Raw genomic sequence first — 24,056 nt, 5'->3', positions numbered from 1 at the left:
ATCAAAGCATTTTATGGAAAAACAAAAAACCCCTTTGCTCACTTGCAAAGGGATTTTAAATTAATTATTTAATCCATCAAAAAATTACTCAAATTGGAATAATGCTGTACTTAAATAACGCTCTCCATTACTTGGAATGATCGCAAGTACTTTTTTACCTTTTCCAAGTTTTTTTGCAACTTGTAAAGCAGCACTAATTGCAGCACCAGAAGAGATGCCTACAAGTATACCTTCTTCTTTTGCTACTTTTCTAGCCGTCTCCATTGCATCGTCATTTTTGATTTTAACGATTTCATCATAAATATCCGTGTTCAATGTTTCAGGGATAAAACCTGCTCCAATACCTTGAATTTTATGCGGACCTGGTTTACCACCTGATAAAACTGGAGAGTCTTCAGGTTCAACTGCGACAATATTAATTCCAGGGTAAGCTTCTTTTAAAACAGCTCCTGCGCCGGAGATTGTTCCTCCTGTACCAACTCCTGAAATAAATGCATCAAGTTGATCTCCCATTTGTTCAACAATTTCCGGACCAGTTGTTAAACGGTGGACTTCGGGATTTGCAATATTATTAAACTGCTGTGGAACGAAATATCCATTTTCTTTTGCTAATTCATCAGCTTTACGAATTGCTCCTCCCATTCCCTCAGGGCCAGGAGTTAGAACTAATTCTGCGCCATATGCACGTAATAAGTTTCGTCTCTCAATACTCATTGTTTCTGGCATTACTAGAATTGATTTATAGCCTTTAGCAGCTGCTACCATTGCTAATCCGATACCAGTATTTCCACTAGTTGGTTCAATAATTGTATCACCTGGTTTTATTAGACCTTTTTTCTCCGAATCCTCAATCATCGCAAGTGCAATACGATCTTTAACACTGCTACCAGGATTCATAAACTCTAGTTTTAAGTAAATTTCCGCGCTGTCCTCGTCTACTAATCTGTTAAGTTTTACAATTGGAGTTCTACCGATTAATTCGTAAACTGAATTTGCAACTTTCATTTCATCCACTCCTAATTCCAAGTATATTGACCTGTTTAATATACATTATGTAAAAAACAAAAGAATCTGTCAATTACTTTCTCCTATACATAACTTGTATGAAATTCATAATAAATTATGAAAAGAAAGCTCGACAAATTCCTTCAATTTTCACCTACAATTTGTTAATTAATTCTTTTAATTGTTCATCAGAATAATGATAAGGTTGATTACAGAAATGACATGTTACTTCTGCTTCTCCATCCTCTTCTAATATTAATTCCAATTCTTGTTTACCAATGCTTAAAAGAGCACCCTCAATTCTCTCTCTTGAGCATTGACATTGGAATTTTACATCCATCGTTTCTAAAACTTTAACTTCTTCTTTTCCTAACACTTCATATAAAATTTCTTCTGGAGTCAGGCCTTCTTCAATTAGTTTAGAAACTGGTTTAATTGTTTTTAAACGATTTTCAATTTGCGTGATACATTCTTCACTTGCACCAGGTAAGATTTGAATAATAAATCCTCCACTTGCTAAAATCGAATGATCTGGGTTTACTAATACGCCGACACCTACAGATGAAGGTGTTTGTTCAGATACAGCAAAATAGTAAGTAAAATCTTCACCAAGTTCACCTGATACAATAGGTACCGAGCCTGTGAAAGGTTCTCTCATACCAATATCTTTAACAACCGAGATTGTACCTACAGTACCAACAGCTTTTGCTACATCAATTTTTCCATGTTTGTTAAGCTCAGTTTGTACATGCGGATTCTGAACATATCCTCGTACTTCACCTTTTGCATTACTATCGACTAAGATATGGCCAATTGGGCCATTACCTTCAACTTTTAAAGTTAACTTTTCATCGCCTTTTAACATAGCACCCATCATTGTAGCAGCTGTTAGTGTACGACCTAATGCAGCAGAAGCGTTTGACCACGTGTCATGACGTTCTTGAGCTTCTTTTACGATATTTGTTGATCTAACGCTATATGCACGGACTTCACCGTTAAAAGCTAATGCTTTTACTAAATAATCTTTCATGTTGTACCCCTTTTTATGAATTTCGTTTATAAATTAAATGTAGACCTTTTAATGTTAAATATGGATCCATGACATCAATGATATTCGATTCCTTAGATATTAATGATGCAAGTCCACCTGTTGCTATAACAGTAGGTTCTACCTTTGCTTGAGCTTTCATTCGTTTTACAATACCTTCAACTTGACCTACATAACCATATAGGATTCCAACCTGCATTGCTTCTACTGTTGTACGACCGACAATATTAGAAGGTCTTGAAAGCTCTATACGAGGCAGTTTTGAAGCCTTTGTATAGAGTGCCTCTGTTGAAATATTGATGCCTGGTGCAATTGCTCCACCGATGTAATTTTTATTTTCATCTATATAACAATATGTAGTAGCTGTTCCGAAATCTACAATAATCAGCGGACTTCCGTATTGTGCAATTCCAGCAACCGCATTAACAATTCGGTCCGCGCCAACTTCTTTCGGATTATCATATTTTATGTTTAAACCTGTTTTTATACCAGGACCAACGATTAGTGGCTTTTGTTTAAAGTATTTTGTTGCCATTCTTTCCAGTGAGAACATAATCGGTGGGACAACTGATGAAATAATAATTGCATGAAACTCATCAAACCCAATACCTGCATATTCAAGTAATGAACCAATGACCATACCGTACTCATCTTCTGTTTTGTAACGATTCGTCTCAATTCTCCAATGATGTATTAACTCATCTTCTTGATAAACACCTAAAACAGTATTTGTATTTCCTACATCGATTACAAATAACATAAACTCCACCGTCTCTCCATTTCAAAAATAAAACTTTTATTTTATATTTTTTGTCTCAAGTACATTTTTTAATCACTATAAAAATAATGATAACACAAGTTGATAGTAGTTTAAAAATAGATGCTTTTTGCTGTGGGTATGGCTCTGTAAAGGTTTTTTAAAACGCTTCATTGAACCGATTTTCCCCATGGTCTTGGCCTATTTGACTTTTCGCCAATAAACAAAAGAAAGAGTGTCTAGAAAGACACTCTTAATTGTTTATTCAGTGATTTTAGGCTCAGTTGGTTCATCATTCTTTTTAGAAATGTTGACTTTAATCTCATCATTTGAAGTTGGAGATGTAGGAAGTGTGCCTTGTTCCCAAAGACTCTTAATTGCTTTTGCATCTAAAGTTTCCACTTCTAATAATGTGTTAGCAAGCAAGTCTAATTTTTCGCGTTGCGTCTTAATAATATCGGTTGCTTTTGCGTAACATTCTTTAATGATTGTTTGAATCTCTACGTCGATTTCATAAGCAATTTTATCACTATAATTTTGTTCATTATTAAAGTCTCTACCAAGGAATACATTTCCTCCTTGAGATTGACCAAACTGTAATGGACCTAGTTTATCGCTCATACCGAACTCAGTAACCATACGACGAGCAATACCTGTTGCACGTTGGAAGTCATTATGAGCTCCTGTACTTACTTCACCAAATACCACTTCTTCAGCAACACGTCCACCAAGTAGACCTGTAATTTTATCAAGTAATTCTGGTTTTGTCATAAAGTAACGATCTTCTTTCGGAAGCATTACAGCATAACCACCAGCTTGACCACGAGGTACAATTGTTACTTTATGAACCATTTCAGCCTCATCTAACACTTGGCCAATAACCGTATGTCCAGCTTCATGGAATGCAACAATTTTTCGCTCTTTTACAGATATAACTTTATTTTTCTTAGCAGGTCCCGCAATTACACGGTCAGTTGCTTCGTCAATATCAAGCATATCGATTTTCTTTTTATCACGACGAGCCGCAACTAATGCCGCTTCGTTTAATAAATTCTCTAAATCTGCACCAGAGAATCCAGGAGTTCTTTGAGCAATAGCTTTTAAGTCTACATCTGGAGCCAATGGTTTATTTCTTGAATGTACTTTTAATACCGCTTCACGTCCTATTACATCTGGACGATCTACCGTAATCTGTCTATCAAATCGACCTGGACGTAATAACGCTGGGTCTAAAACATCTGCACGGTTTGTTGCAGCGATGATAATAATACCTTCGTTAGCACCGAAACCATCCATTTCAACAAGTAACTGGTTTAATGTTTGTTCACGCTCATCGTGTCCTCCACCTAATCCAGCACCACGTTGACGACCTACAGCATCGATTTCATCAATAAATATGATACAAGGAGCGTTTTTCTTCGCATTTTCAAATAAATCACGAACACGAGAAGCACCGACCCCTACAAACATTTCAACGAAATCAGAACCACTGATTGAGAAGAATGGAACTCCAGCTTCTCCTGCAACAGCTCTTGCTAATAATGTTTTACCTGTTCCAGGAGGTCCTACTAATAGTACCCCTTTAGGAATTCTTGCACCTAATTCAGAAAACTTACGAGGATCCTTCAAGAACTCTACTACTTCTACAAGCTCTTGCTTCTCTTCATCTGCACCTGCAACATCTTTAAATCGTACTTTCTTTTTCTCGTCATTATAAAGACGAGCTTTGCTCTTCCCAAAGTTCATAACACGGCTTCCGCCACCTTGTGCATTATTCATTAGGAAGAAGAAAAGAATGAAAATAATTACAAATGGAATGAGTGAAGTGAAGATTTGCACCCATGCACTTGTTGTTTCAGCTGGATTCCAATTAGCCTTTATTTTATAGTCAGCAACTGCTTTGTTAACTATTTTTGTCGTTTCGTCACTAATTGGTACTTGAGTTTGGAAAGATTCGCCTTTTTTTACATCTGTAAAATGACCTCTTACTATGTACACTCCATTTTTAGGTTGGATAGATGTTAAACTGCTAACATCTCCTTTTTGTAACTTAGTATAAAATGTATCGTAACTTACTTTCTTAACTTGAGATTCTGGCCCATTGAAATATGTAACAACACCAATCACAACTAAGAAGATTAATATGTAAAAGACTGTATTACGGAAAATTCGATTCAATTCCAAACCTCCTCTCTTTCAATTTAATTACTTTATATAGTAGCATAGTTATACCATGTAAACAAACGAATAAAACTTGACTTATTTCGTGTAAACTTCAGGCTTTAAAACGCCAACATACGGCAGATTTCGATAACGTTCAATATAATCTAAACCATATCCTACTACGAAAGCATCTGGTACTTCGAAACCAACTAAATCAGCCTCGATATTTGCTTTACGTCCGCTTGGCTTATCTAATAAAGTAACGATTTTAACTGTATTAGCTTTGCGATGTTTAAATAGTTCAACTAAATAATTTAAAGTTAGACCACTATCAATAATATCTTCTAGAATGATTACATCTCTTCCTTCTACAGAAGTATTTAAATCTTTTACAATTTTCACTTCACCAGAAGAAACTGTACTATGTCCATAACTAGAAACATCCATAAAATCAATTTCGATATATGTATCAATATGCTTGATAAGGTCAGACATGAACGGAAGAGCTCCTTTTAAAACACCCACTACTAGTGGAAAGCGGTCTTTGTACTCTTCAGTTAGTACTGCACCTAATTCTACTACTTTTTGTTGAATTGCATCTTCACTTACTAATACTTGTTGAATGTCTTGTTTCATTTTTTCCTCCTAGAAACTCTTAGAAACCACCTGTATTGCAATGAGTGACTCATCTGTCGAAAAATTTCTTTCAAATGCAGATTTCTTTACGAAAGGTACCCATAATATATTATTTTGACTATCCGTAATTATTGGCCATTCATCACGTAATGATTGTTTCATTTTTTCATCAATAAATATATCTTTTAACTTTTTTGACCCATTCATACCCTTTAATGACATTCGATCACCATTCTTTCGATTCCGAACAATGAGTGGAAAAGAAACATCCTTGATAGAACAAATAAACGTGTCATTTTTTTGTTCAAAACATTGATTGTTTAATTCAACTTTAATTGAAAAACCATTTGGTAGTTCGTATTCGCCAGGCTCATTAATAGAAATAGTATAATCCTTCACATTCATTTGTTCGAATGTAAAGAGGCATTCATTATATGAGCGTGTGACAAAAAGTCCTCCAGGTAAATGCTGCTCCCACGTAGATTTTTCATTTCGTAATAAAGTCAGAATTGAATTAAGATGCCCTTGTGTCAAGCCTTTAGGGATAGATAGGTAGACATAATCTAATATTAGTTGAATACATCTTCTTTGTAAAGATATAGGCACATTTAAAAACTGTTTAACGTCAATAGTGACTGCTTGCTTTTCTTTATTTTTTATAACTGTATTCATTGCGTCTTCAGTTAATTCCATTAAATATAGATCATCTTCCAATTGCTGTCTACTAAACTGCTGGAATCTTTTATGTGCAGTTGGATTTTCTTCAAAAATAAAAGGTAGAATATGATGCCTAAATCGATTTCTTGTGTAAACATCTTTATCATTACTTGGATCTTTTCGAGGGATAATAGTTTGTTCGTGACAATATGTAGTTAATGCTTGTTTTCTTAAATCTAAAAAAGGACGAATAATTTCGCCTGTACTAAAAGATCTCTTTTCCCTAATGCCAGCGTAACCGACCTGCGAGCTACCTCTTACTAAGCGCATTAAAATCGTTTCAACTTGGTCTTCCCCATGATGACCTAACGCTAAATAATTCGCTTCATATTTATTCATCACTTCGTCAAAAAAACGATATCGACATTCCCTTGCCGCCAATTGACTACTTAATCCCGTTTCCTCGATATACTGATTCACATTTATGCTCTTACCTTCATATTGTACGTTATTTTGTAGGCACCAGTTCTTAACATATTCTAAATCATCTAAAGATTCTTGTCCTCTAAACATATGATCTACATGTGCGATAATAATCGAGAACTCATATTCTTCCCTAATTGATAAAAAAGAATGAGCTAACGCCATTGAGTCTGGACCTCCAGAAACGCCGATCACAATTACACTATTTCTGATAATATTGTTTTGTTTTATAAATTCCTTTAATTGATTAATTACCATTTACCTATACTCCTAAATGAAAGTAAAATTCATATCTTTATGTTACCATTCACACACTTGGAGTACTATAATTTACATCTGATAATAAAAATATAATGCATAAGCCAAGCCCATTAGCAGGAGAATGGTCGACGTTTCGAACCAGTGAATTCTTTTTTTCTTTTGCTTCACTTGGACATTGTTCCCTGCTCTTGTCTGTGTTGATTGGTTAGGTTTTTGATTCTGATTAGTTCTAGGTTGATTTGTAGGCTGGCTATGTTTTTTTGATTGTGTTGATTGATTAGCAGTCTGATTTTGCTTTTTCGATTGCCTTGTTTGATTCATCGTTTGTGCTGTAGTAGCTTGATCCTTTTTACTCTTCTTCTTTTTTGTAGCATTTATCTTTTGTTCATACATTAATAGAGCTTGCTTCATAGCATTTGCATTAACATACTCCCCTTTTAATCCCTTCATTAGAAACTCTTTATATGGATTAAGGGTTTGTGTTTGCGTTATTACTTGTTCAATTTGATTTATTCCCAACCCATTTTTTAAAAACTGCTTTTTACAATGCAAGTGGATAAAAATCATCGTAACAGCAAATAAGTCATAGGAAATTTCTGCTTTTCTAGAACCTAAGCCCCAGTAACCACGATCAAAGAACTCCGTAAACTCTTTAACTGCACGTCCAATTTGAGTAACTCCTCCAAAATCGACCCACTGGATTTTATTTGGTTCTTTCGTAACTAGTAGATTATCTGTTTTTAAATCTCCAAAAATAAAGCCTTTATGGTGCAATTTATCTAACAATGATAAAACTTGTATGATAAAAATACTACTCCATTCCATTCCATTTCTTTCAATAAATTTTGGTAAACTTACACCATTTACATATTCCATAACATAGTAATAGCAGCATTCATTTGTTACTGGATTTATATAGTCATCTACATCGATAAAAGAAGGCCCAAGGATTGAATCCTGGACCTGTGTGATTTTTTTTAAAACATTTACTTCGTTCGTGATATTAGTAGAATCTTTACTCAGCTTAATAGCAACATCTCCAGTTTTTCCAGAAGCTAGATAAACTGTTCCATTTGCTCCATTTCCAAGTAAACTCTTAATTTCGTATTTGTTTTTATTCCACTTTCCAGTAATGAGAGTCCCAGGCGCTAAATTAATCTGCCCATTCAATTGATTGTTCATCATCACCATTATTACCTCTATTGTAGTTTTGTTCGTTAAAATAGTTTAAAGCCTCACGTAGAGCAGGACCTGTTGGCGTCATACCGCCCATCGTTAACTTAGGAAAAATTGTGTTTAGTTTTTCTAACTTAGGTGTCCAATCTAGTAATTTATCTACATCGTCATGTTTCCCAGGAAATATAAATAATGAGTAGGCATTCTCTCCTGTTCTTGAGTTTAAACTAATTTGTAAATCAAATAATGATTCCTTAACAGTTTCTAGTTTGTCTTTCATACTAGCACTCGTATCTACTAAAATAATAACTTCTAAACCTACAGTTTCACCGATATCCTCTACAACCTCATATACCTCTTCTCGTTTTGAAGGAGGAAGTGATTCAATCGAATTGCTATCGCCTAAAATTTGCTTTAATTCTTTATTAACAAATCCCTGAATTGTTTGTGTCATCGCTTTTCTAGTAACCATTTGGACAGTTTGAGAAAGTTGCTTTGTGTAAACGACTTGACTAATCCCTCCACCAGCTTTAGCAATTTCCTCGATTTCCTTTAAACCGTCACCACTTTGTACATTTTCATCTAAAATTCCAATTACATTTACTGTAATACCGTATTCTTGTGCCAGGCTTGACACAGCTAACGGATCTTCACCATGGTTTGAATAACCATCAGTTATTAATAGAATTTGTTTTAATTTTCCCTTATACATACAAAATCCCCTCCGCGTAAAAGTTGTTACCATTTTGTCCAATTACGGGAGGGGATAAACCTTTATTATTTTATTTTACTAAGCCATTGCACTATATGATGAGATAGATGACCACTCTGGCAGGTTTCGTTTAACAACAGCAACCACAACCGTCATATCATCATTAATATCACCTGTATTCGAACGTATTACTTCCTCGAGTAACAATTCTGCTACAGTTTGTGGATCATCCGTTTCAAATTCACTTATTTTACGTTTCATCCACATTTCGTAATTTTCAACATGTTTAGGACCTTCAAAAATACCATCACTCATCATAATTAATAAGTCTCCAGCTTTTAACTGCTCACTAATGACTTCTACATCAAAATCATCAATGATCCCAATTGGTAAATTACTACCTTCAATTTTAATAACTTGCTTGCCTCGTTTAACAAAGCTTGGCGATGAACCAATTTTTAAGAATTTTGCTGAAGCATCGTGTAAATCGACCATTGCTAAATCTAGTGTAGCAAAGACCTCTTCAGTAGTACGTAATGATAGAATCGAATTAATCGATTTAATAGCGACTGTTTCTTCAATACCTGAATTTAATATTTTTTGAAGTAGTTTTAGTGTTTCATTACTTTCAATATGAGCTCGCTCACCATTTCCCATTCCATCACTAATCGCGATAGCGTGCTTTCCTGCTCCAACATCCATTATTTTAAAAGCATCACCCGAAATAAAGCCTCCACCTTTAGCTGCAGTCGCAACCCCGGTTTCAATAACAAATGCCTTATCTGATCCAAATGTAACTAAGTAATTACCTCCATTTGGTATTGTCGCTGACTCTTCTTTTAATACGACAATCGTCTCTTTTAAAATATCTGATAGAATCGGCGCAATTAATTTTTGGCATTCACCATACTCGTTTTCAAACGGAATTAATATATCTATATCAATATTACCTTGCTCTAAGTTATAAATTTCTACTTGGCTAACGTCAATTCCAAAGTTTAATAAAGCTTGTAGGATTTGGTCCTCCTGTAATTGATGGTTTTCTTTTTCACGTTGAATCTCTTTTGCAAAATCAACCATTACTTTTGAAACCCCGCGCAATTGCTCAGCCACTAATCTTCTACTTTCTTGAACTTGTTTTTTAAGTCTTTGATTTGCACGGAAGTAGAAAACCTCTTGCTTCATTAAATCAGCCATTTTTGAAGAACGTTGGCAATATTTCTCCCACTCTCTCATAAATTGGCCATTCTTAATGAGCTGATCCTTTTCAACTAAATGCATCATATTTTCCATGTATTGATATGTTCGGTCACCATTGTTTGACCAGCAATGGTCCTTTTTCATACAACTATTACAGCACTTATTTGAAATACTACAAATAAACAGTTCTTCATCAGTTAGTTCGTCCTCAATATGTGCAAACTGGCTAGGCTGTGAAAAACTTGCAGATAATGCTTCAAACACGTTTGAAAATTGAGTAATCCGATTAGCTGTCAAATCTCTTATTTTACGCAAGTATTGTTGTTGATCTGTAGAATGTTCTTCTGTTCCTGGTACTAGTTTAGCTAATTGCTTAAGTAGGAAAGATGGTGTTATTAAGAATAAGACAATCGCAATTACTGATTCAATGATTGAAAAAATAATATCTGATTGTTTCTCAGCATAAAAGCTAATGAGGCATGTCCCAATTAATAGGCCGGCTGCCGCACCTAATCTTTTTCCCTCTTTAAGGAGGCCACCAAGTAATCCAGAGAATGCTAATAAGCTCATTTGATATAGACTCGAAACACTCGCTAAACTTAGTATAAGGCCCGTTACAACCCCTACTGTACAACCGACCGTTCCTCCGGCTACGAAGGCAAATAGTAAGACAATGTATCTAGTAACAATATGCTGAATAGATAAATCTTGAATATACCAATCAGTTGTCCCCGTCACAACTGAAGCTAAAAGAATAACTAAACATACGATTTCTTCAACACCTAAAAGCTGTTTTCTTTTAGGAATTGCGAGTAGAGGTACGCTCTGGAAAAAGATCATCGTTAAAATAAAACTTAACCCCGCTTCAACTGATGCCATCAAAACATCATACATCAGAACTTCCTGTTGAAAAGCATAAGTGATTAATAGATGACTAATAAATACTGATAAAAAAACTTGAAAAGGTACTAAACCTATATAATGTCGTTTAACTCTAGCGAAGAAAATATTAAGGATAAAAAATAGGATAATTGTGGCAAATGCATAACTAACCGTTTCAATCGACACCGTTAATGAACCGATCATAAGAGCAACAAAAGCTATTCCTGTACGCTCACGTTTCATCATATAAACTGAGGCAAAAAACGGTAATACAAACGGGAGAATATGTGATAGTATCAACGCTCGTCCTAATAAAAATCCCGTTAAAAAGATTAGTAACCCCCAATCAAAGAATGCTCTCTCTAATTTGGATTTAATTGATTTAGAAGATTGCCGAAATACTGATTGAAATCCATTAGTAGGGACCAAGCTTGCTGAAGAATTAGAAGACCCTCTTTGCAGTTTCGTCATATTTCCACCTCATCCGAATTGGTTTATTGAACATATTTTAACTTGTCCAATTGAAGGAATATGTCAAAATGACAAAGGCAAATAAAAGTTTTCTTCGACGGAAAAAGCTTTTACGTACAACTGTTTTACAAAATATGAGAAAAGCTTGCAGCATAATTTCTCTAATAGGGTAAAAGAAACGCAATTATTAAATTTTATGTCAATCGAAATTCAGAATAAAGAGAGAAAGTATGGAATGAAGAATGGGTTAAGGGGCGGGGACACATGTTCCTGAAAAAGAAAAAAAACGCCTAGCCTCTCTTATAGAGACCAAACGTTTTTGTTGTTGTATGACCCGTACGGGATTCGAACCCGTGTTACCGCCGTGAAAGGGCGGTGTCTTAACCGCTTGACCAACGGGCCGTTAAAGGGAATGGTAGCGGCGGAGGGAGTCGAACCCACGACCTCACGGGTATGAACCGTACGCTCTAGCCAGCTGAGCTACACCGCCATTATCTTTAAACGACAAGATTTATATTATCATGGTACCAATTAACCGTCAACAGTTTTTTTAAATGTTATTTTATTATTTTTTCCATACAAAAACGCACCCATTAAAGAGTGCGTGTTCTATATACCTATTTATGTCCTGACAAGGTAGGAAATTAGCCTCGACGAGCTCCACGGCCACCACGTTTAGATTCTGTGTTGCGTTTTAATGAAGCTAGACGGTCTTCACTGTCTTTTAAAAATTTACTCATTTTTTGATCAAATGTTTCTTTAACCGGACGTTGATCCGAACGGTTTTGATTTTTGCCACGGTTTCCACCACCGCCGCCTCCATATGAAGGTCTGCTTTGACGAGGTCTTTGCTCACGCTCTCCCTCTTTTACTGGTGGACGTTCTTTCGCTTTTTTGATTGAAAGACCGATTTTACCGTCTTTTTCAACATTGATTACTTTTACTTCTACTTCATCGCCAACTTTTAAATGTTCGTTAATATCTTTAACATAGTTGTCAGCTACTTCACTAATGTGAACAAGTCCAGTTACTCCTTCTGGTAACTCTACAAAAGCACCAAAATTTGTAATCCCTGTAACTTTCCCACTAACTTTGCTGCCTACCTCAATTGACATAAAAAAAATGCTCCTCCTTAAAAATGTTTAACTGGATTTACTATATTATATAAAATTATAAAAACAAGTGTCAATGAAACGATAATTACTTGATATTAGGAAAAATTATTTCTCCCTTTTTAGAAAAAAATAAGTTTTTTCTAGCTAACTCAATAATATATTGATCATCGTTCAATTGGTCGATCATGCGCTTCGAATCCTCTACCTTACTCTTAGTTTTCTTTAAATCAACCTTTGCTAGTTTTAATTGCTTTACTTTAGATGAATACACATGTTGTTGTGTTACATAATGAGATTGTAATAAAAAGAATAGGGGGACAGTTAAAAAGCAGAATAATGAAATTCGCACTAAAAACTTTTTAAAACTCCTTCTCCTTGGCTTAACGCCATTTTCCTCTACTAAAGTAATATTTTGTTTATCTTGAACTTGTCTAGTTAAATCCAATTTTCTCGCATGTTCCACCTATTTCTTCCTCCTATCTAAAAGGTCCTTTACTTTTTTAATAGTAGTAAGGAAGATATTCTTGAATTTTCCGAAAACTCCTTTAAATTGTATTAAATAGTTTTTGACTCGTTTTGGCACAAAAAACCAACATACTCTGCCGAAAAACAAAAGAATTGATAGTACAACGTTGTAAACTAAACGGATTAGTCGAATAAGGAGTCCATAAATAAACAAAAGAATGATGATTATTACCTGAATAATCCACTTTATAGGTTTTACAATGAATATTACGATCAACTTTACTATAATGCGATAAATGCTAATAACTAGCTGAATAACAAATTCTAATATTTTTTTATAAATAGTTCGAAAAAGACTTTGATATGCCGCATAACCACATAGTAAAGCTAATAGTAAATAAAACCTAAGTGCACCTTCATTAACTAAGTATAATACATAAAAAACTAGAAGAGCTTGAAAAATCCAAAATAATATATCAGTTGCAAATACAATTAATCGATTACGAGTACCTCGATATAAAAAACGATGGTATGTATCTAGTGCCATACCAAGATAAGCACCCATACCGACCATCGCTATCATTGAGTAGAACTGAACGTTTAAGCTCATTTAAATAGCTTGCTAAAGATTCCTTTAGCTTTCCCCGAGTTGTATTCGTCAATATAACAAAGTTCATTAATCTTTCCCTTGATTGCTACATGACCTTTTTCTACATCGAGGTTTTTCATTTGTAAATTATGACCTTTGATATGCAAAAAGCCTAAAGCCGTTTCTAATAGGAACTCTTCACTATCAAAGCTCTCAACCTGTTTTACTCCAGTAATCTCAAGATATCTTCTACTTTTTAACGATAAATCCTGCTCGATTATTTGGCTTGTATTTTTCGCATTTAACTCATACGGATTATTCATACTAGTCCCTCCATTTACATAAACTGTACCTCTTGTAAATCGATTCCTAATACAGTGTTATTTGTACAAGTATATGAAGGGACAACTTTTTTAGAACAAGCTATCTGACAGTTTTTCCTCACTTATGATTGTATACATTGCATCTGCTTCTTCTTTTCGAACGGTCTCTTTAAGTAAATTAATTTTTGCTGTAACAATTTTTTGTCCGAATCGAATTTTTAATTCGTCATTTACTTTGACTTCTGTAGATGCTTTTGCAACTGTTCCATTAATCGTTATTCTTCCTTGATCAGCTACTTCTTTCGCAAGTGTACGACGCTTAATAATTCTCGATACTTTTAAAAATTTATCAAGTCTCATAATTTATTCTCCTCAATTCTCATTCAATTAGACATTATTCGTATTTTTTAGCTTCATTCCATATCTCATCCATTTCTTCAAGAGATACATCAGAAAATGTCTTATTTATTTCACGAAGTCTTAATTCAATATATTGAAAACGTTTTGTAAATTTCATATTTGTTTTTAAAATCGCTTCTTCAGGATTTACATCAATAAAACGTGCTAAATTAACAATACTAAATAACAGATCACCAAGTTCCGCTTCAACTTTAGACTGATCATTCAATTTGATGGCATCAAGAACTTCAGTTAACTCTTCGTTAACCTTATCTACCACTGGCGGTAATTCCTTCCAATCAAATCCTACTTTCGCAGCCTTACTTTGAAGTTTCTCTGCTTTTAATATTCCTGAAAGATCCTTTGGTATGCCTGAAAGAACAGATTCAACGACATGTCCTTTTTCAGCTTGTTTTAATTCTTGCCAATTTTTTAATACGTCTTCTTCATCATTCACATGAACTGTTGAAAATACATGCGGGTGACGATAGATTAGTTTGCTTACTAATCCTTGAATTACATCTTGGATTGAGAAGTAACCTTCATCTTCTCCAATTTGGGCGTGCAACATGACTTGAAGTAATACATCTCCAAGTTCTTCAATAATATGATCGTCATCTTCTTCATCGATTGCTTCAAGTAGCTCATAAGCCTCTTCTAGTAAGTACTTCTTTAATGATTCATGAGTTTGCTTTTGATCCCAAGGACATCCATTTGGGCCTCTTAAAGTAGCAATGACAGAACGAAGTGTTTCAAATTGATGATACAGATCCTCTTCATTTTTAACTGGAGGTACATAAACACTAGTCAAATTATTAATTGATGTATCGCGATCTAACTCAAACAATGGTACTCTTCTTATTTGCTCATTTGAACTACCCGCTGCCGTAACTATTACGACTTCATAATCATCAGGAAGCTGCTCCATTAGCTTTAATTTCGCATGTGAGGCAGTCATTTGATCGTAAACCTGGCAGATGATCAAATGCTGTCTAAACGTAATCGACTCCGCCTCTAAATCCGTTGCATCAACAAACTGGAAGCCTTCGATTGGATCAATCTTCAAACTAGTAAACATCGCATCTAAGAAGCTTTGTCCACCTTTGATGTCTAGCTGGATATTTCCTTTATCTGCAAGCTCTATTAATAGCTGAACAGTTTTTTCTGCTACAAGAGGATGGCCTGGTACAGCATATGTAATTGCACCTTCTTCAGAAGCTTTCACCAGTAGTTTAACAATTTCTTCATATACCTCTTCAAAACGATCATGTTTTTCATAAATTCCATCGAATGATTGGAACGTTAATCCTTCTGTTTCTAATTCACTTATAACAGGGTGGTCTTTTGTACGTAAATATAGATTGTCAGTTTTTTGCAACTCTTTATAAATACCAAATGGAAGCTGATTAAGGTCACCTGCTCCTAAACCTAAAACTGTAATCTTGTTCATTTTGATCCTCCTGTTCTTTTAAGAAAGCCATTTCTGTAATTTTTCACTTTTAACGATTGAGCTTAGTTCTTCTACAGTAAATAACTTAACTTTTATTAATACAATCGCGAATACGATTGCACCTACAACCGCTGAAGATAGTGCCTCAACTAACATTCTTAAACGAAGTGGGTTAATAAACATTGCATATTTTTCAAAAACATATTCATAACCATATACACAACCATACATAATGGCTACAGATAGTAGTAATTTCACAATAAACTTAAAGTCAAAAAATGCTACTTTTGACAATTTATATATATAAGCTAAGTTCAAAATCGTAACAATAATTAAAGCAGATACCGTTGAATAAGCTGCTCCTTTAGATCCGATTTGCTCCATTAAAATAACATTTCCAATAAATTTAACACATCCTCCAGCAATTACATTTAAAGCTGGAATTAAACTTTTACCTAATCCTTGTGCGATCGAAGATGTCGTAATCGATACCCCAGCAAAGAAGATTGATATACATAAAACAGTTAGGACATCCGTTCCTAAATCATTTCGATAAAGCATTATATTGGTCGGGTGGATAATTGAAATTAAACCAATTGTTGCTGCTGCTCCTACTACAATACTTACTCTAATGGCACCTGAGATTCGATTATTAATAGAATGATGTTCTTTACGAACTAATTCACTAGACAAGTACGGAATTAGAGCCAGTGAAAACGATGAAGCAATGACAGAGCCTAATTGAATCAGCGGGAATCCACGGTCATAAATACCCTTTACTAGCTTAGCACCTTCAACATGATATCCATACTGTACTAATAACGGATAAAAAGAGAGTGAATCGATAAACTGAATGAATACAAGTACTAAACTACTTAAGCTCAGCAGGATACCTTGATACAAAATGGTTTTTAATTCTAAGCGATAGGTTTTAAGTAAACCAAATGATGGTATAGTCAAACCAGATCCTCGAAAAGAAACCCAATAAAAGAAGTACAGTATCGCTGCTATACTACCAAGTATTGAACCTGAAACAGCCCCTGCACCTACAATATAAAGATTGTCGGTTGTTTGCATTAAATAAAGTGACAGCACTAAAATCGTAATAACTCGAATTAATTGCTCAATCACCTGACTGACTGAAGTAGGTCCCATATCCCCTAAACCTTGATAATATCCTCGAAATGCTGACGTGATTGGAACAAATAAAAAGCCAACACTAACAACACGAATTAACATCGCTAGATGATCATCACGCATAAACTTCGCTATACTATTACTTCCTACGTATAAAGTAAAGAAACACAATATACCAATGACTAACAACATCATAAATGTTGCATAAACTAAATCTTTAGCCCCTTTATCATCTTTTTTAGCCAATCTTTCAGCCACATAAGATGATAAAACTAAAGGAAAGCCATATGTAGAAAATGCTAAAGCAATTGCGTAGACTGGATATACCTGTTGGTAAATATAATAACCTAAATCGCCGGCAATATTTTGATAAGGAATTTTATAAAACGCACTTAGTACTTTTGATAATAACGATGCTATTGTTATGAACAAAGCCCCTTGTAGGGCTGCTTTTTGCTTAGCTTTTTGCAAAAGGATAACAACTCCTTTATTAGACGGTTCACCCTTTAATGTATTACATTATTAGGGCTTATGTAAAGAGTTGCCAAAAGAAAAAAACCTCTCTTTTCCAATTTTAGCAAGTAATGGTTTTCTTTAAATATAAATCCGGTAGTTTATATCAAAGGGAAAAAACAAAGACCAGTTAAGGTATTATTCCTTTACTGGCCCATGTTTACTTCATATTTAATTATTGCTCCATTTGTCTAGCTAAGAAGTTAGTAGCGGTATCGATTGCTTTCTTTTCAACTTCAGAAATTGTTTTATCTTTTGAAAAGATTACAACAGCTCCAATTGGATCTCCACTTGCGATGATTGCTCCTACTGCATAAGATTGATATTTTTCAATTACACTTTCGATAAATGAAGCTTCCCCAGGCTCGCTAACTACTTTTGAGTTACGCTCCACCATAGTTTTTTCGATAATATCACCAATGTTTTTGTTTAAGTATTCTTTTTTGGAAGCCCCTGCAACTGCTACAACTGAATCTCGGTCACTTATAATGACAGTATGTCCAAGTGTGTCGTAAAGTGCATCAGCGTATTCCTTCGCAAAATCACTTAATTCACTAATTGGTGAATATTTCTTTAAAATGACTTCTCCATCTCGGTCCACAAATATTTCTAATGGATCACCTTCACGAATCCGTAAAGTTCTCCTAATTTCTTTTGGTATTACTACTCGACCTAAATCGTCAATTCGACGAACAATACCTGTTGCTTTCATACTTGTAAAGCGCCTCCTCACTTACTTGCATGTCTACGTTGATGAAAGATATCCGAGTGACAATGAGGTAAGGTCACCCTTAATTAATGATAGTATCCTACACAACGAAAGTTCTATACAAAATAAGTGAGATTTTTTAACACCTTTACTAAAAATATAGTACTGTAAGCACTTTTTGGTAACTTTTAATTACTTTATCGCCTAATTAAAGCAACCATTCGCATTACTTCCCTAAGCATTTACACTCTCTTTTTTCACGTTCTTTAATCCATTAATTAAACCTTCTAGCGTAGTAAGCCATTCAGCTGGATTTTTTCCTTTTACGTCTAGTGTTACTTTTAATTTCGATCCATCCATGCCTAAACCAATGCCTCTACCGAATGAATTACATAGTTGGAATAACTTCCCACCATCAATATTAGCACTTGCCTTCTCAGAGAAATAAACACTTACTTCTGATTTAACTTGTTTAATCAGTTCAATCTGCTCTGCAATAGCTAAAAGTTTAATATGAGCAACCTGACATAGGTAACCTACTTCTAACGGGAAATCGCCAAAACGATCCATTAATTCATCTTGCAAATCATTTAACTCTTCAAACGTTTCAACACGTCTAAATTGCTTGTACATCTCAATTTTTTGCTTACTATCTTGAATATACGTATCAGGTAAATAAGCATCTACTTCAATGTCAATTTCAATTGAAATTATATCTTCTTTCTTAACTCCTCTACGCTGTTCGATTGCATCTTTTAGCATTTGAGAATATAAATCGAAACCAACTGAATCAATAAATCCATGTTGTTGTGCTCCAAGTAGATTTCCTGCACCTCGTATTGACAAGTCACGCATAGCGATTTTGAAACCTGAACCTAGTTCTGTAAATTCTTTAATTGCTTGCAGGCGCTTCTCGGCAACCTCAGTCAATACTTTATCCTGTTTATATGTGAAGTAAGCATATGCCACTCTATTTGAACGTCCTACACGCCCTCTTAATTGATAAAGTGTTGATAGACCCATTCGATCTGCATCATATACAATCAATGTATTAACATTTGGAATATCCACGCCTGTTTCGATAATCGTCGTACTTACTAATACGTCATATTGGCCATCTAAAAAGGCATACATAACTGACTCTAGTTCCCCTTCATTCATTCGACCATGTGCTACAGCTACTTTTGCATCTGGTACAAGCATCGAAATCTGTTCAGCCATACGTTCAATATCTTCTACTCGATTATATAAGAAATATATTTGTCCATCTCGAGCAAGCTCTCTTTCAATCGCTTCTCTTACTAATGCAGCATTATATTCAACAACATATGTTTGAACTGGAAAACGATTTTCTGGTGGCGTTTCAATAACTGATAAATCTCTTACTCCTAACATCGACATATGCAATGTACGAGGGATTGGAGTTGCAGTTAACGTTAAAACATCTATATTTGCTTTTAGTTGTTTTATTTTTTCTTTATGAGATACACCAAATCTTTGCTCTTCATCAATAATTAAAAGTCCTAAATCTTTATATAGAATATCCTTCGATAATAGGCGATGTGTTCCAACTACTATATCGACAGAGCCCTCTTTTAAGCCTTTCATCGTTTCAAGCTGCTGTTTGCGAGAGCGGAAACGATTTAACAAACCGATATTAATTGGATGATCTTGGAACCTTTCTCTTAATGTTTCGAAATGCTGCTGTGCCAAAATTGTAGTAGGAACTAAAATAGCAACTTGCTTGCCTTCAACAATTGCTTTAAAAGCCGCTCGAATAGCTACTTCAGTTTTTCCGTATCCTACGTCACCACAAAGCAGTCGATCCATTGGACGTTCTCTTTCCATATCCTTTTTAATTTCATGTATTGATCTAAGTTGATCGTCAGTTTCCTGATAAGGAAATGAAGATTCGAATTCTTGTTGTTCGAGTCCATCAGGTGAAAAAGCATAACCTTTTGATGCTTCGCGTTCTGCATAAAGTTTAATTAAATCATCAGCTATATCCTGAATGGAGCCTTCAACCTTCTTCTTAACCTTTTTCCAATCAGTACCACCAAGTTTATATATCTTTGGCTCTTTACCTTCAGATCCAACATACTTTTGTACTTGATCAATTTGTTCAATCGGTACGAATAATTTGTCGTCGCCATGATATCGAATATGTAAATAATCTTTATGAATACCATTAATCTCTAATGTTTCAATTCCCAAAAACTTACCAATACCATGATTTACATGAACAACATAATCTCCAACTTTTAATTCTGAGTAATTTTTTATTCGTTCAGCATTTGATAATTTTGTATTGATTCTTTTTTTCTTCTTAGCTTTTTTCGTGAATAACTCACGCTCTGTTATTAGAACAAATTTTTCTAAAGGAAGTTCGAATCCAGAACGAAGATCACCTTTCATGATGTATACTTCACCATTTTTTATTTGTTCTAAAGAAGAGACAATTTTACCTTCAATTTGGTAATCTTCTAATATATTTTCAATTTTATTTGTTCTTTCGTCACTTTCGCCGAGCATAACGATTGTATAGTTATTTTTCTTCCATCGATCTAATTCATTTTTCAACAGATTCATTTGTCCATGAAACTCTTGCATCGATTTACATTGAATCGAAACTACTTGTTCAGGATGCGTATGAGGTACTCTTCTAGGGAAAAGACTCGTATGAATTTGTTGGCGCTTTCTCGAATGTAGTAATTCAAAAAAGTCATGTGAAAAACTTACCCCATGTAACGCATTTCCTTCAGCTAGTAAAGACGTATACCACTCTGCTTCATCCTTTTTAAGCTGCTCTACAATTTCATGAACCCTCGAAATCTCATCAATAACGACAACAGTTTCCTTAGGAACATAATCTAGTAAACTAAATTGGTTTTCATAGATTAGACCAAAGTATTTGTATATTTGATCAATCAATTGCCCTTGCTTTAGTTGTTCAAGATCATAGGTTACCTTTTCAACCAATAACTCTTTTACTTGTTGATCACTTATTTTTGATAGAGTTGTTTTAAAAGCTTGTTCAATTCGTTGAACTCCTAATTGCAAATCAGTCTTGGAAATAATCCTTTCCGTTGCTGGACCAATATGGACAATCTCATACTTTGTAATAGATCTTTGAGAATCAGGAGAAAACGAACGGATTGAGTCGATTTCTGTGTCAAAGAGTTCAATTCGAATAGGATCTTCATACGTTAGCGGATAAATATCAAGAATTCCTCCGCGTACACTAAACTCACCTTTACTTTCAACCATCCCAACACGTTCATAGCCCATTTGAACAAACTTTGAAATCAAATTAGATAAGTCAATTTCTTCACCAATTTCAAAACTGATCTGATAGTTAGACCATAATTCTGGAGATGGCAAATAGCCAATTAATCCCGATACAGGCGTAACTACTACCGACGGTTTTTTTGACATCAAACTGTTTAACGCGATTAATCTTTGCGATCTAAGCTCTGGACTTGATACTGCAATCTCTGAAGCAATCAATTCATTTGCAGGATATAAAAATACTTTATCTTCCCCAACAACTGATTTTAGGTCTTCCGATACTTTTTGAGCTTGGAGAAGATTATTTGTCACGATTAACTGGGTTTGTCCAGTTTCTTTAAAAACAGCTCCAGCAAGCAACGTTTTCGCAGACCCCGTTAAGTTTGTAACCAATTGTTCTCTTAGTCCATTTTTTAGGCCATTTATTATTTTCTTAATATCTTTATACTGGTTAAATTGTTCAATTAAACCAATCACGAAGTCAATCTCCCCTAACAGTCAATCTAAGTAACAATAATCTTAGTTGAAGTTTATATTTATAGTTTTTTTGAAATTTGCTCCATTTCAAGTGACATTTGTATAGATAAACACACTTCATCTTAACAGAGTCTAGAAAAAAACAGAAAAACGCCTCAGTTATAAACCAAAGGCAATTTAATTTATGAAATTCTTATATTCATGATAATGTGGAAACTCAGAAAGAGTCATTTCGCAATCCTCGCACACAATATAAATTACTTGATTAGGAGATTGAATAAAATTTACAAAATCGCTTAATTCTTCATCGAAAGAATGACAATACGAAGATGAAACTTGTAACAACTGTTGTTTTTCAATACTACCCATTTGTTTACTACAATACCGACACTGACAATCTAATAATTCCATTACTTCCTCCATACTACATAAAATTCATATATACAGTATGGATTGTACTAACTATACTTATTCAATGTGAAAGCTTAAATTCCTGTTTTTTTATTTTTTATTATATTGATTCATTACATCCACGAAAGAATGCTTTAAAAAATATTCACATGCATCTGCGGCTCTTTTAACACCATCAACTACTTCAGCAATTTCTTCTTCAAAAAAGTTTGATAATACGTGATTTACGACACTCATCCCATTTGATGGACGATCTACACCAATTCGAACACGTTGGAATTCTTGTGTTCCTAAATGCTGAATTAATGACTTAATGCCATTATGCCCCCCAGCACTTCCTTTTGTACGAAGACGAAGCTTTCCGGTTGGAATATCCATTTCATCATAAAGAACGACAAGATCTTCTAAATCAATATTAAAATAATCCATAAATGGTCTTACACATTCACCTGACAAGTTCATATATGTTAAAGGTTTTAACAAGAAAACTTTTTCTCCGTTCACAATTCCTGAAGTATAAATACCATTAAATTTTTGTTGGGTTAATGAAAAGCCCCATCGGTGAGCTAATTCATCGATCGCAATGAAGCCAATATTATGTCGCGTTCTTTCATACTCTCTACCTGGGTTGCCTAATCCTACAAACAACTTCATTTATTATCCTCCATTCTAATTCACTTGGTTATATTACGAAAAGACGTAACCACTTCTGGTTACGTCCTCTTATAAGTTTCAAAGCAAAGATGTAATTTTTATATTAATCAAATAAAGTACTTACTGATTGCTCTTCGTATACACGGATAATCGCTTCACCTAATAGGCCAGCAACTGATAATTCAACAAGTTTATCAGTCTTTTTATCTTCAGTAAGACAAATTGAATTTGTTACAACTAGTTCTTTAATACAAGAGTTTTCGATACGATCAATTGCCGGTCCAGACAATACAGGGTGTGTACAACATGCATATACTTCTTTTGCACCATGCTCTACTAATGCATTAGCAGCAAGTGTAATTGTACCCGCTGTATCAATAATATCATCAATTAAGATAGCCGTTTTACCATCAATATTACCGATGATGTTCATAACTTCAGCAACATTTGGTTTTGGACGACGTTTATCAATGATAGCAATCGGAGCTTTTAGACGATCTGCCATTTTACGAGCTCTTGTTACTCCACCGTGGTCAGGAGAAACAATTACGATATCTTCAAGGTGTTTTTTTCTAAAGTAATCTGAAAGGATAGGTACACCTAATAAGTGATCAATCGGAATATCAAAGAATCCTTGAATTTGTGGAGCATGTAAATCAAGTGTAATCACTCGAGTTGACCCCGCAGTTTCAAGTAGATTTGCAACTAACTTTGATGTGATTGGCTCACGTGAACGAGCTTTTCGATCTTGACGAGCGTAACCGTAGTAAGGAATTACAATGTTAATTGTTTTTGCTGATGCACGTTTTAAAGCATCAATCATAATTAATAATTCCATAATACTTTCATTTACAGGGAAACTAGTTGACTGAATGATAAATACATCACAACCACGGATACTTTCCTCAATGTTAATTTGCACTTCTCCATCGCTAAAACGAGAAACCGAACATTTACCAAGCTCTACACCAATGTGTTTTGCAATTTCTTCAGCTAATTTAGGATTCGAGTTTAGAGTAAATACTTTTAAATGCTTGTCTGGATAATGATTAGGCATGTTTCGTGTACCCTCCGC

Annotated in this window: 21 protein-coding genes and 2 tRNA genes; all 23 read right to left on the bottom strand. The window is 34.5% G+C overall.

The window, feature by feature from the left end; all coding sequences use genetic code 11:
• Positions 1 to 84: 84 nt before the first annotated feature.
• Entirely contained in the window at positions 85 to 1,005 is a 921-nt protein-coding gene (cysK, locus tag CN946_RS17750; RefSeq protein WP_098862354.1) for a cysteine synthase A, read from the bottom strand.
• A 154-nt stretch (positions 1,006 to 1,159) separates the two neighbouring features.
• On the bottom strand, positions 1,160 to 2,035 hold the full coding sequence (hslO, locus tag CN946_RS17745) for an Hsp33 family molecular chaperone HslO (protein ID WP_098862353.1): 876 nt from the start codon (positions 2,033 to 2,035) through the stop codon (positions 1,160 to 1,162).
• Between the two features lie 13 nt (positions 2,036 to 2,048).
• Positions 2,049 to 2,813 carry a type III pantothenate kinase gene (locus CN946_RS17740; RefSeq protein WP_098862352.1) on the bottom strand — a complete coding sequence of 255 codons (765 nt, stop codon included), beginning with the start codon at positions 2,811 to 2,813 and terminating at the stop codon, positions 2,049 to 2,051.
• A gap of 258 nt (positions 2,814 to 3,071) precedes the next feature.
• The gene (gene ftsH, locus CN946_RS17735) at positions 3,072 to 4,988 is read right to left on the bottom strand and encodes an ATP-dependent zinc metalloprotease FtsH (RefSeq protein ID WP_098862351.1); all 1,917 of its coding nucleotides are present in this window, start codon (positions 4,986 to 4,988) and stop codon (positions 3,072 to 3,074) included.
• Positions 4,989 to 5,069: 81 nt separating this feature from the next.
• The gene (hpt, locus tag CN946_RS17730; RefSeq protein WP_098862350.1) at positions 5,070 to 5,609 is read right to left on the bottom strand and encodes a hypoxanthine phosphoribosyltransferase; all 540 of its coding nucleotides are present in this window, start codon (positions 5,607 to 5,609) and stop codon (positions 5,070 to 5,072) included.
• 9 nt (positions 5,610 to 5,618) lie between these two features.
• Complete coding sequence (gene tilS, locus CN946_RS17725) at positions 5,619 to 7,007, bottom strand: tRNA lysidine(34) synthetase TilS (protein ID WP_098862349.1); 1,389 nt, start codon at positions 7,005 to 7,007, stop codon at positions 5,619 to 5,621.
• A 72-nt stretch (positions 7,008 to 7,079) separates the two neighbouring features.
• Positions 7,080 to 8,201 (bottom strand): protein kinase domain-containing protein, encoded by a 1,122-nt coding sequence (locus CN946_RS17720; RefSeq protein ID WP_098862348.1) that lies wholly within the window; start codon positions 8,199 to 8,201, stop codon positions 7,080 to 7,082.
• Entirely contained in the window at positions 8,164 to 8,898 is a 735-nt protein-coding gene (locus CN946_RS17715) for a VWA domain-containing protein (protein ID WP_098231490.1), read from the bottom strand. Before CN946_RS17715 ends, CN946_RS17720 begins: the two co-directional genes overlap by 38 nt.
• Positions 8,899 to 8,976: 78 nt before the next feature.
• Complete coding sequence (gene spoIIE / locus CN946_RS17710) at positions 8,977 to 11,451, bottom strand: stage II sporulation protein E (protein WP_098862347.1); 2,475 nt, start codon at positions 11,449 to 11,451, stop codon at positions 8,977 to 8,979.
• Positions 11,452 to 11,781: 330 nt separating this feature from the next.
• A tRNA-Glu gene (locus CN946_RS17705) sits at positions 11,782 to 11,853 on the bottom strand.
• Positions 11,854 to 11,864: 11 nt separating this feature from the next.
• Positions 11,865 to 11,941 (bottom strand) — tRNA-Met (locus tag CN946_RS17700).
• 154 nt (positions 11,942 to 12,095) lie between these two features.
• Complete coding sequence (locus CN946_RS17695) at positions 12,096 to 12,566, bottom strand: S1 domain-containing RNA-binding protein (RefSeq protein WP_056474447.1); 471 nt, start codon at positions 12,564 to 12,566, stop codon at positions 12,096 to 12,098.
• Positions 12,567 to 12,651: 85 nt separating this feature from the next.
• Positions 12,652 to 13,029, bottom strand: a complete 378-nt coding sequence (locus tag CN946_RS17690) for an FtsB family cell division protein (protein WP_098862346.1) — start codon at positions 13,027 to 13,029, stop codon at positions 12,652 to 12,654.
• Positions 13,030 to 13,641 (bottom strand): spore cortex biosynthesis protein YabQ, encoded by a 612-nt coding sequence (yabQ, locus tag CN946_RS17685; RefSeq protein ID WP_098429629.1) that lies wholly within the window; start codon positions 13,639 to 13,641, stop codon positions 13,030 to 13,032.
• Positions 13,638 to 13,943 carry a sporulation protein YabP gene (gene yabP, locus CN946_RS17680; RefSeq protein ID WP_056474457.1) on the bottom strand — a complete coding sequence of 102 codons (306 nt, stop codon included), beginning with the start codon at positions 13,941 to 13,943 and terminating at the stop codon, positions 13,638 to 13,640. Before yabP ends, yabQ begins: the two co-directional genes overlap by 4 nt.
• Positions 13,944 to 14,033: 90 nt before the next feature.
• Positions 14,034 to 14,303: an RNA-binding S4 domain-containing protein gene (locus CN946_RS17675; protein WP_056474461.1), complete on the bottom strand. Its 270-nt coding sequence runs from the start codon at positions 14,301 to 14,303 to the stop codon at positions 14,034 to 14,036.
• Between the two features lie 34 nt (positions 14,304 to 14,337).
• The gene (gene yabN / locus CN946_RS17670; RefSeq protein WP_098862345.1) at positions 14,338 to 15,792 is read right to left on the bottom strand and encodes a bifunctional methyltransferase/pyrophosphohydrolase YabN; all 1,455 of its coding nucleotides are present in this window, start codon (positions 15,790 to 15,792) and stop codon (positions 14,338 to 14,340) included.
• A gap of 18 nt (positions 15,793 to 15,810) precedes the next feature.
• Positions 15,811 to 17,400 (bottom strand): putative polysaccharide biosynthesis protein, encoded by a 1,590-nt coding sequence (locus tag CN946_RS17665; RefSeq protein WP_098862344.1) that lies wholly within the window; start codon positions 17,398 to 17,400, stop codon positions 15,811 to 15,813.
• A gap of 217 nt (positions 17,401 to 17,617) precedes the next feature.
• Positions 17,618 to 18,154, bottom strand: coding sequence for a stage V sporulation protein T (gene spoVT / locus CN946_RS17660; RefSeq protein ID WP_098429632.1), 537 nt, complete (start codon positions 18,152 to 18,154; stop codon positions 17,618 to 17,620).
• A 231-nt stretch (positions 18,155 to 18,385) separates the two neighbouring features.
• Entirely contained in the window at positions 18,386 to 21,916 is a 3,531-nt protein-coding gene (mfd, locus tag CN946_RS17655; protein ID WP_098862343.1) for a transcription-repair coupling factor, read from the bottom strand.
• A 177-nt stretch (positions 21,917 to 22,093) separates the two neighbouring features.
• Positions 22,094 to 22,327 (bottom strand): anti-sigma-F factor Fin, encoded by a 234-nt coding sequence (locus CN946_RS17650; protein ID WP_056474476.1) that lies wholly within the window; start codon positions 22,325 to 22,327, stop codon positions 22,094 to 22,096.
• Positions 22,328 to 22,417: 90 nt separating this feature from the next.
• Positions 22,418 to 22,981 carry an aminoacyl-tRNA hydrolase gene (pth, locus tag CN946_RS17645; RefSeq protein WP_069033958.1) on the bottom strand — a complete coding sequence of 188 codons (564 nt, stop codon included), beginning with the start codon at positions 22,979 to 22,981 and terminating at the stop codon, positions 22,418 to 22,420.
• Positions 22,982 to 23,084: 103 nt separating this feature from the next.
• Positions 23,085 to 24,038 carry a ribose-phosphate diphosphokinase gene (locus CN946_RS17640; RefSeq protein WP_098862342.1) on the bottom strand — a complete coding sequence of 318 codons (954 nt, stop codon included), beginning with the start codon at positions 24,036 to 24,038 and terminating at the stop codon, positions 23,085 to 23,087.
• Positions 24,039 to 24,056 lie beyond the last annotated feature (18 nt).

The sequence above is a fragment of the Bacillus sp. AFS053548 genome, from assembly GCF_002575105.1.
Lineage (GTDB): Bacteria > Bacillota > Bacilli > Bacillales > Bacillaceae_G > Gottfriedia.
This window is presented reverse-complemented; position numbering and strand designations above follow the sequence as displayed.

What these genes read in the sequence shown, in the direction of transcription:
- hslO (WP_098862353.1), bottom strand. Translation starts at nt 2,035, where the DNA reads ATGAAAGATTATTTAGTAAAAGCATTAGCTTTTAACGGTGAAGTCCGT.
- yabQ (WP_098429629.1), bottom strand. Translation starts at nt 13,641, where the DNA reads ATGAGCTTAAACGTTCAGTTCTACTCAATGATAGCGATGGTCGGTATG.
- CN946_RS17640 (WP_098862342.1), bottom strand. Translation starts at nt 24,038, where the DNA reads ATGCCTAATCATTATCCAGACAAGCATTTAAAAGTATTTACTCTAAAC.
- CN946_RS17650 (WP_056474476.1), bottom strand. Translation starts at nt 22,327, where the DNA reads ATGGAATTATTAGATTGTCAGTGTCGGTATTGTAGTAAACAAATGGGT.
- hpt (WP_098862350.1), bottom strand. Translation starts at nt 5,609, where the DNA reads ATGAAACAAGACATTCAACAAGTATTAGTAAGTGAAGATGCAATTCAA.
- cysK (WP_098862354.1), bottom strand. Translation starts at nt 1,005, where the DNA reads ATGAAAGTTGCAAATTCAGTTTACGAATTAATCGGTAGAACTCCAATT.
- yabN (WP_098862345.1), bottom strand. Translation starts at nt 15,792, where the DNA reads ATGAACAAGATTACAGTTTTAGGTTTAGGAGCAGGTGACCTTAATCAG.
- CN946_RS17740 (WP_098862352.1), bottom strand. Translation starts at nt 2,813, where the DNA reads ATGTTATTTGTAATCGATGTAGGAAATACAAATACTGTTTTAGGTGTT.
- spoIIE (WP_098862347.1), bottom strand. Translation starts at nt 11,451, where the DNA reads ATGACGAAACTGCAAAGAGGGTCTTCTAATTCTTCAGCAAGCTTGGTC.
- yabP (WP_056474457.1), bottom strand. Translation starts at nt 13,943, where the DNA reads ATGAATAATCCGTATGAGTTAAATGCGAAAAATACAAGCCAAATAATC.
- CN946_RS17715 (WP_098231490.1), bottom strand. Translation starts at nt 8,898, where the DNA reads ATGTATAAGGGAAAATTAAAACAAATTCTATTAATAACTGATGGTTAT.
- CN946_RS17675 (WP_056474461.1), bottom strand. Translation starts at nt 14,303, where the DNA reads ATGAGACTTGATAAATTTTTAAAAGTATCGAGAATTATTAAGCGTCGT.
- CN946_RS17720 (WP_098862348.1), bottom strand. Translation starts at nt 8,201, where the DNA reads ATGGTGATGATGAACAATCAATTGAATGGGCAGATTAATTTAGCGCCT.
- pth (WP_069033958.1), bottom strand. Translation starts at nt 22,981, where the DNA reads ATGAAGTTGTTTGTAGGATTAGGCAACCCAGGTAGAGAGTATGAAAGA.
- spoVT (WP_098429632.1), bottom strand. Translation starts at nt 18,154, where the DNA reads ATGAAAGCAACAGGTATTGTTCGTCGAATTGACGATTTAGGTCGAGTA.
- CN946_RS17695 (WP_056474447.1), bottom strand. Translation starts at nt 12,566, where the DNA reads ATGTCAATTGAGGTAGGCAGCAAAGTTAGTGGGAAAGTTACAGGGATT.
- tilS (WP_098862349.1), bottom strand. Translation starts at nt 7,007, where the DNA reads ATGGTAATTAATCAATTAAAGGAATTTATAAAACAAAACAATATTATC.